The following is an 8,505-nucleotide window of genomic DNA, read 5'->3' as shown; positions in this document are numbered from 1 at the left end:
TGACGGCTTCCAGCCACTGGCGTGTCTGCGGGCTGTACCAGCCAGCCTCCGCGTCGCGACACAGATCCCCCAGTACCGCACCGGCTTCGACCGAAGCCAGCTGGTCCTTGTCCCCCAACAGCACGAGGCGTGCATGGGCCGGCAAGGCGTCGAGCAGATTGGCCATCATTTCCAGGTCGATCATCGAGGCTTCGTCCACCACCAGCACATCCAGCGGCAGGCGATTGCCCGCGTGGTGCCGGAAATGACGTGTCCCAGGCCGGCTGCCCAGCAGACGGTGAACGGTGGTGACGTCGGACGGGATTTTCTCGCGAATTTCTTCGCTGACCTTCAAGGTCCGGACTTGCTGGCTGATGGACTCTGTCAGGCGCGCCGCGGCCTTGCCGGTCGGTGCGGCGAGGCGAATGCGCAAAGGCATGCCGGCCTCGACCGCCGGCGCCTGGAGCAACGCCAGCAAGCGCACGACGGTGGTGGTCTTGCCGGTTCCCGGCCCCCCCGTCACGATGCTGAAGGCGCTGCGGGTCGCCAGGGCGCAGGCCAGCTTCTGCCAGTCGATCACTTCACCCGGCCGGGCAGGCCCGAACAAACCGGTGAGGCGATGGAGCAGGTCGTTCGGTGTGGACTCGTGCTCCGTCAGGCGCTCGCGCAACGAAAGGTCGATCCGCCGCTCGTAGGCCCAATAGCGGCGCAGGTACAAGCGTTTGCCCGATAACACCAAAGGTCGGTCACGCACGTTGTCACGGCTGTCAGCGGCCAGGGCGACCAGGTTGCTGGCGGCCAGCACCTTGCACCAATGAGCACCGTCCAGCGATCCGAGCAATTGCGACGGCAACAGCATGGCGCCGCCTTGTACGTCACCTTCGGGCGGTAATGACAGGGCGAAGTCCGGTTCTTTCAGCGTCTCGAACAGGTCGAGGCAGACATGCCCGTGGCCCAACTGGTGGCTGGTCAACGCGGCTGCCAGCAACACCAACGGATCATCCTCCGGTGCCAGCTCATGCAGAAACGCCACAAAGGCTTTGTCCAGCGCGCGCAGCCAGCCACGTTCGACCCAGCGCGTGAGCAGCAACAGCAAATCGTCGGCACGACTCAGCGGCGCCAGATCGGCCAGGCTTTCGGCTGCCAGCGATGTCGGCAGCAAATCGGCGAATGAGCGATTCATAACAGTACTCCCTGTTCCCAGGCGGGCTCGGCCTTGGGTTCTGGCTTGCCCTGGAACAGCCTGTCCAGACGCTCGATCAGTTCTCTTGGCGGACGGGTGAAAAACACACCCTGGCTGGCCGCACGCGTACCCCGCAGAAACAGGTACAACGCACCGCCGACATGCCGGTCGTAGTCGTAATCGGCGAGCCGCGCCTTGAGCTGGCGATGCAGGGCCAACAGATACAACACGTATTGCAGGTCATAGCGGTTGTCGAGAATCGACTGTTCCATGGCCGGCACGGTGTAGGCCGCATCATCGGCGCCAAGCCAGTTGGATTTGTAGTCGGCAACGTAATAGCGGCCGTCGTGCTCGAACGTCAGGTCGATGAAGCCCTTGAACATGCCGTTGAGCAGCACCGGCTCGGCGGCCACCCGGGCCACGCCGCCATGGGTGTACTGGCACACCAGCGCATCGAGCTTGAGCACATCGACCTTGTGGCTGGCGAACCAGAATTCCATCTCGACCTGGTATTGCGTCAACTGCGCGAATATCACCGGCGCCTGATCGGCCCCCAGTTGCAACGGCGACTTGAGCAGATGCTGCAGCCAGTCACTCAGCGTGGTGATCCAGCCCTCCCAGCCTCGGCGATTGCAGCGACGGGCAATGGCGTCGATCACCTCTTGGGGTGCCGCGGCAAACCCCTCGCCCCCCGCCCATTCGAGCAGACCATGGAGGAAGGTGCCGGGGTTCGGGCCGCGCGGGAAGCGATGGATATCGCCGCCACTGGCTGCCACTTCCCTGGGAGCCTGCGGGTCGAGACGTTCGTCATCGAACAGTTTTTGCGCCTGCGGACTCTCCGGCGCCTCGTCCGTACCGACACTCAGGGTGTCGCCAATGCGCAATGCGCTGTAAGAGGCGATCCACCAGTTTTCACTGGCCTTGCGTTTGGGGATCAGCGGAGCCAGCAGCGCCGCGTCGTTTTGCGGTGGCTGGTAATGCTCTGTTGTCGCATCAGGCATCTGGGCATACGCCAGCGCCGGGCAGCCCTGTTGCAGGTCGCGCAACCACTGCTGCAACGCCGGGGAGTCGGTCAATGGCGCACCGCCCCCCAACAGATAACCCAGCGCCGATAGATGCAGCACCGAACCGCTGTTGTTGCCGCGCTTGAGGTCAGCCACCCCCAGCCAGCAGGCGTGTTGAGCCCGGGTCAGGGCGACATAGAGCAAGCGCAGATCCTCGGCCAGACGCTCATCGTCGGCCAGGGCAATCAATTCTGCCGTTGGCTTCAACGTGACCTGGGCATGGCCTGATTCATCGTGGTAGTGCAACGGCAGGCGGCTGCCATCCACCGGCTTCGCCGAGCAGATGAACGGCAGGAACACCAAGGGGTATTCGAGGCCTTTGGACTTGTGGATGGTCACGACCTTGACCAATTGCTCATCACTTTCCAGACGCAGGATCTGCTCCTCGCCCGCCTGCCCGGACAACGCCAGATGCTCGGACAAATGCCGGATCAGCGCTTGTTCGCCATCGAGTTCGGCGGCGGCCTGTTGCAGCAATTCGGACAGGTGCAGGAGGTTCGTCAAGACCCGCTCGCCGTCACTGCGGGCGATCAGCGCCTGGGGCAGACGGAAGTCGTGTAGCAAACGGCGCAGCATCGGCAGCACACCCTGCTTGCGCCAGACTTCGCGATAGCCACGGAACTGCATAACACGGGATTCCCAGGCCAACTCGTCCTGATTCAGCCGCTCCAACTCGGTCAACGAAAGGTTCAAGGTGATACTGGCCAACGCGGCCCGTAGCGGGCGCTCGACATCCGGCTCGGCGCAGGCCTTGAGCCAGGTCAGCACGTCGTGCGCCTCCTGGGCGGCGAACACCGAGTCCTTGTCCGACAGGTAGACACTGCGCACGCCTCGCGCAGCCAATTCGCCACGCACCGCCTGCGCTTCCTTGCCATCGCGTACCAGGATGGCGATGTCCGCCGGTAGCAGGCCCCTGAAGGCTTTGCCGTCCTGGGTGAACCCCGCTTGCCCCTGCTGTCCACCATTGAGCAATGCCGTGATTTCACTGGCGCAGGCCGCCGCCAGATGTTGCCGGTACACGGCGCCGGACAACGGTTGTTCGGCCGGCAAGTGCCAGATGTTCAAGGCCGGGACTGCCTGATCATTTATATGCAGGACTTCTTTGCGGCCCTGGGAGGCCACCGGCATGAACGGAACCGGGTTATTGCCATTCGGCTCCCGAAAGAGGAATGCGCCCCGTCCCGACTCCCGGGCTTCGGCACGCTCGAACACATGGTTCACCGCGTTGACCATGCCATGGCTTGAGCGGAAGTTGGTGCCCAGGGTGTGCAGGCGGCCGGTGGTGGCCTGACGGGCGCGCAGGTAGGTATGGATGTCGGCACCGCGAAAAGCGTAGATCGCCTGTTTCGGGTCGCCGATCAGGAACAGGCCGCACTCGGGGCTGTTCTCTTCAATGCGGTAGATGCTCTCGAAGATCCGGTATTGCACCGGGTCGGTGTCCTGGAACTCATCGATCAGGGCGACCGGAAACTGTTCACGAATCAGGGTGGCCAGGCGCTCGCCACCGTCGGACTGCAAGGCCGCATCAAGGCGCAGCAGCATGTCGTCGAAACCCATTTCCGCACGACGGCGTTTCTCTTCCTCGAATCGTGCCCCGACCCAGCGGGCGGCATGTTGCAGCACGGCGGCATCGGGCGTTGGCAACCCGTCGAGACAGGCCTTGAGGCCGGCCATCGCATCGAGCCCCGGATGTCGAGGCGCTTCGCCCTTCCAGGCTTCGGCCATGCCATCAGGGGTCAGGCGCGTGAAGCCGGTGCCGATATCCAGTTGCTCGAGGGATTCGTCCTCGGCCCAGGCTTTGATTTTTTCGAACCAGGGCTCGAAATAGCGTGCCTGCATCTTGCGACCGTCGACAGCCTTGCTGGCAACGCCTTCGTGGCAAATGGCAAGCAACTCGTCCGCCCACTGCGGCCAGGGCTTCTTGAGTTCGATCAGGGCAGCCCGTCGCTCTTGCAAGCATTGCGAAATCACCTCGGCAGGCTCTTTCCCCTCCAGCGTATCGCGCTCGCTGGCGAACAGCGCACGAATCCGCGGCAGCAGCGCCGCCGGACCGCCCCAATTGCTGCGCACCCAATTCAGCGCATCACCTTGCATCGGGTAGCAGAACAGCCGCCAGTAATCGCGCAGGACTTCCCCCAGCAAGTCGCTGTGGTCGGTTTCCAGGGTCTGGGTAAACAGGCTGCCGCTGTCGAAGGCGTGCTCGCGCAACATGCGCTGGCACCAACTGTGGATAGTCGACACCGCTGCCTCGTCCATCCATTGGGCGGCGATATCCAGGCGGTTTGCGCACCCGGGCCATTGCTCGGGCAAATACTGAGCACGCAGCTCGGCAATCAGGCTGTCGGGGGCCGGCGTTTCATCGCGGAAAAAGCGTGCGGCCTCGGCGAGTCGCGTGCGAATGCGCTCGCGCAACTCTTTAGTGGCGGCGTCGGTAAAGGTCACGACGAGGATTTGCGGCGGCAAGAGCTCACGTCCGAAGCCACTGTCTTCGCCGCCATTGCCAAGCACCAGGCGCAGGTACAACGCGGAAATGGTGAAAGTCTTACCGGTCCCGGCGCTGGCTTCGATCAGTTGACTGCCACGCAGCGGAAACGCCAGGGCCAGCGGTGTCTTTGTACTCATCAACGCGACTCCTCGCTGGACAGTGAACGCCAGGGTGCTTCAAGTAGCGGGCGATAGAGCGCATCACACCAGTCGGGGAAGGTTTCATCGGCGGTCAGGGCATCGTAATCGGCGAATTGGCGTGCGAGTGCCGGACTTTCGCGTCGCTCTCCGTCCGTCGTCTGCCCGTCGCCTTCATAGGCCTTGCGCGCAGCGGCCGCGGCTTTGACCGGGTCGGTTTGCCCCAGCCACGCGAAGGCGGTCTTGACCGCGATCGGCAGTGGCTGGCGCATACCCGACTGCCAGGCCATCAACAGGTCACCGAGAATTTTCCGTGCCGTGGACTGGTCCATCGGTGCGAGCAACAGGCTGTCGTCGCTGGCCACCAGTGCAGTGGTCAACACCATGCCACTGGCACAGGCCACCAGATGCGTGAGCCACGGGCGCGTCAGTCGATGCCATTTGCGCGATTTGATCGAGCCGATACTGTTGGGGATCGTCGTGACAGACAGCAAACCACCATCAGCACGCTGATGCAGGCCGCTGAGCCAGCCCTCGACGTGCAGGCCTTGCAGTTCAAGATTGACGGGCAACGCACTGCTGAGCGGTGTCGGCCACAAAGCCAGGAGCTGTTGGTGACGTTGCAGCAAGTCGGGCAGTGGTTCGATCAATTCACGTTGCAGGCACTCACCGAAACCGGCCATGGGCAGCAGCCCGCTGTTTTGCAGGCGTTTGGCCTGATCCTCCAGTGCCTGTCCGGTATGTTCCGGATCTGCCAGTGCCGCCTCGAGCAAACGGTCGCTGAGGCTGTAACGCTGCAACGCATCCAGGACAAAAGGCTCTTCATCGGCCAACGGCACTTCAGCCGCCTCGAAGAAGACTTTCAGTCGCTGGCTGAAAAAGTGCCGTACCGGATTGCGCAGGAAATCCTGCAGCTGACCGAGGCTGAGGGGTTCGTCCTGAACGTGAGGCCCGAGCACTTCGGCGCTCGCCTGTTGCTCTGCCGCTTGATGAAGGACCTGCCATTCGGTGGCATAGCTGAACGACTCATCCCCTTCGTGAAAGTAGCGGGCGCTGAAAGGCTGCAAGGGGTGTTCCCGGGTCATGGCTTCAAGCAGGTCCTCGCTACTTTGTGCCAATCGCCAACCGCTGGCCAAGTGGTCACGCAACTGGCCGATCAATACCGACGCCGGCCTCTCGCTGTTGTCGCGGATGCTGCGGCCCACCCAACTGATGTAGAGCTGATCACGCGCCGACAGCAAGGCTTCCAGTAGCAGGTAACGGTCATCTTCGCGCCGGGAGCGATCGCCTGGCCGGTAATCACTGCCCATCAGATCGAAATCCAGCGGCGGTTGCGCACGCGGATAATCGCCGTCATTCATGCCCAGCAGGCAGACCAGTTTGAACGGGATAGCGCGCATGGGCATCAAGGTGCAGAAGTTCACCGCACCGGCCAGGAAGCGTTGGGACAAACGCCCCTGATCCAGGCCTGCAAGCCAGGCTTCACGAACGACCGTCAGCGGCAATTCGTCCTGCAAGCCGACGGACTCGCAGGTCTCGAGCCAGGTCTCGCGCAGCTCTTCGAGCTGGGCCAGCAAGTAGTCATCGTGTTCGTTGCTGGCGAGGAAGAACAACTGCACCAACGCCTGCAAGCGCAAACCCCATTGGCGCGGCGGTGCAGGCTGAGAGAGTTCGTGGTGAGCCACTTCCAGCGCGTCCAGCAGAGCAACCAGCGGACCAATGAGCGCAGCGTCCAGACCACCGATCTCGTCGTAGGGTTCAATACCCTCATAGGCATCGGCGCTGCCAACGGCATAACCGAGCAACATCCGCCGCAAGCCGAAACGCCAGCTGTTTTGCTCCAGTTCATTGGGCAGCCCGAGCCCGGCACGTTGCTCGGCATTCATGCCCCAGCGAATGCCGGCACCTTCGATCCAGCGGTGCAGGGTCGGCAGGTCACGCTCCTCGACACCAAAGCGGGCGCGCAGTGCCGGGACGTCCAGCAGGTCGAGAATCTCACTGACGGGGAATCGGCTGTCCGGCAGCTTGAGCAGGTGCTCGACCGCAATCAACAGTGGATCGCGACCACGCTGGCCCTGGTCCGCCAGCGTAAACGGAATGAAGCGCGGGTCCTGACGGTCGAGCTGGCCAAACACGGCACGAATGTGCGGGGCGTAGCTGTCGATGTCCGGGACCATGACGATGATGTCCCGGGGGCGCAATGCCGGATCGGCACTGAAGCGCGCAAGCAGTTGGTCGTGGAGAATCTCGACTTCTCGCTGGGCGCTGTGGGCAATGTGAAAACGGATCGATTCGTCCGTCTGCAGATCGATGGCCGGCCAGCGCTCCCGAGTCTCGTTGAGGGGACGCAACTCGAGGATGTCATCCTGCAACTGGTTGAGCACATTCAGCGGCTGACCGTCACTGAACAGGTCGATGCGCCCGTCACGAAATGCGGAGCGATAGCTGTTGGGATCGTCGTAACTGTCGAGCAGGTTGATATAGTCCCGCCCCTGTTTACCCCAGGCAGCCAGCAGCGGGTGAGCATGCTGGTGCAGGGTTTGCGGATCGATCACTACCGGCATGCCGCTCTTGCGGGCCTGTCGCTTGTATTGATGCCGCAACAGGTCTTTATCGGCGACGATGTCCGCCCAATGGTGACGACACGGGTTATGTACGCACAGCAGGACCTGACTGAATCGTGCCAGCCCCGCCAGTGCTTCCAGGGCTTGGGCAGGCAGCGAAGAAATGCCGAAAACGATCACTCGCGAGGGCAATCCCTGGGGAGCTGTTTCGAGGTTGTTGATGCGCTCGACGAATCGCTGATGAACCCCGGCACGGCTTTGCGCCATGCCTTGCTCTCCGACATCCAGCAAGAGTGCGCGCCATAACTCTGCCTGCCAGCAATTGGCCGGCGTCAGGGCCTTGGCCTCGCCCCTGGCGCTTCTTGTCTGATGTCGACCTTCAGCCCAGTCTTCAAGCCAGTCAGCTCGATAGACCTGGTACTGGTCGAACAGGTCCGCCAGACGCTCAGCCAATTGATAGCGTTTGCGCAGATCGGTGTCATGAGTCAGGAAGCGCTGCAGCGGCTCGAAGTGTGGCTGGTTGATCAATTGCGGCAGCAGGCGCATCAGTCGCCAGGTCAGCGGGGCTTTATCGAGCAGGGACTTGGCCGGAATTTCATCGCGTCCAAGGACCATGCGATAGAGCTGCCACATGAAACTGCCGGGCAACTGCACGTCGATGGCGGCGGCAATGCCGCAGCCGCCCATGTCGTCTTCTTCGGCATCTTCCGCCAGGGCCAGCTTCAGCCATTGGGCAATGCCATTGCTTTGTACCAACGCGATTTCATTCTCCAGGGGAGCCAGCGGGTAGCGCCGCATCCAGCTGACCACCAGGCTGCGCAACTCGTCCAGGCGGTTGCCGTGAACCACCATGAATCCAGCACTGAGGGACGTTGCGTCCGGCATAAGGCTTCCTTGGAAAATGCAAATTCGAGGGACGACTTTAGCATTTGTAGGAGCGAGCTCGCTCGCGAAGGTCGTCAACGATGACGGGGGGTTGTCTGGGGTAACGCGGTGCCCTGAAGTTCTTCGTCGGAACGCCGCCCGGAGCAGGCTCGCTCCTACAGGGAACAGCGTTTGAGGTGTACGGAGGCGCAAAAACAAAACCCCAACT

The 8,505-nt window shown here is 62.5% G+C and carries 3 protein-coding genes; all 3 read right to left on the bottom strand.

Translation table 11 applies throughout. The features are described 5' to 3' along the window. The coding region (recD, locus tag PMI26_RS22150) for an exodeoxyribonuclease V subunit alpha (protein WP_007972125.1) at positions 1–1,162 on the bottom strand (1,162 nt) is incomplete at its 3' end. After that, positions 1,159–4,848 carry an exodeoxyribonuclease V subunit beta gene (gene recB / locus PMI26_RS22155; protein ID WP_007972124.1) on the bottom strand — a complete coding sequence of 1,230 codons (3,690 nt, stop codon included), beginning with the start codon at positions 4,846–4,848 and terminating at the stop codon, positions 1,159–1,161. The genes recD and recB, both read right to left, overlap by 4 nt. Beyond that, entirely contained in the window at positions 4,848–8,297 is a 3,450-nt protein-coding gene (recC, locus tag PMI26_RS22160; RefSeq protein ID WP_007972122.1) for an exodeoxyribonuclease V subunit gamma, read from the bottom strand. The genes recB and recC overlap by 1 nt, the downstream gene beginning before the upstream one ends. Positions 8,298–8,505: the final 208 nt, after the last annotated feature.

It is taken from the genome of Pseudomonas sp. GM33 (assembly GCF_000282295.1).
Classification (GTDB): Bacteria; Pseudomonadota; Gammaproteobacteria; order Pseudomonadales; family Pseudomonadaceae; genus Aquipseudomonas; species Aquipseudomonas laurylsulfatiphila.
Note: the sequence above shows the minus strand (reverse complement) of the source record. Positions and strands in the feature narration are given on the sequence as shown.

Coding starts and splice junctions, on each gene's coding strand:
- recC (WP_007972122.1), bottom strand. CDS start 8,297: ATGCCGGACGCAACGTCCCTCAGTGCTGGATTCATGGTGGTTCACGGC.
- recB (WP_007972124.1), bottom strand. CDS start 4,848: ATGAGTACAAAGACACCGCTGGCCCTGGCGTTTCCGCTGCGTGGCAGT.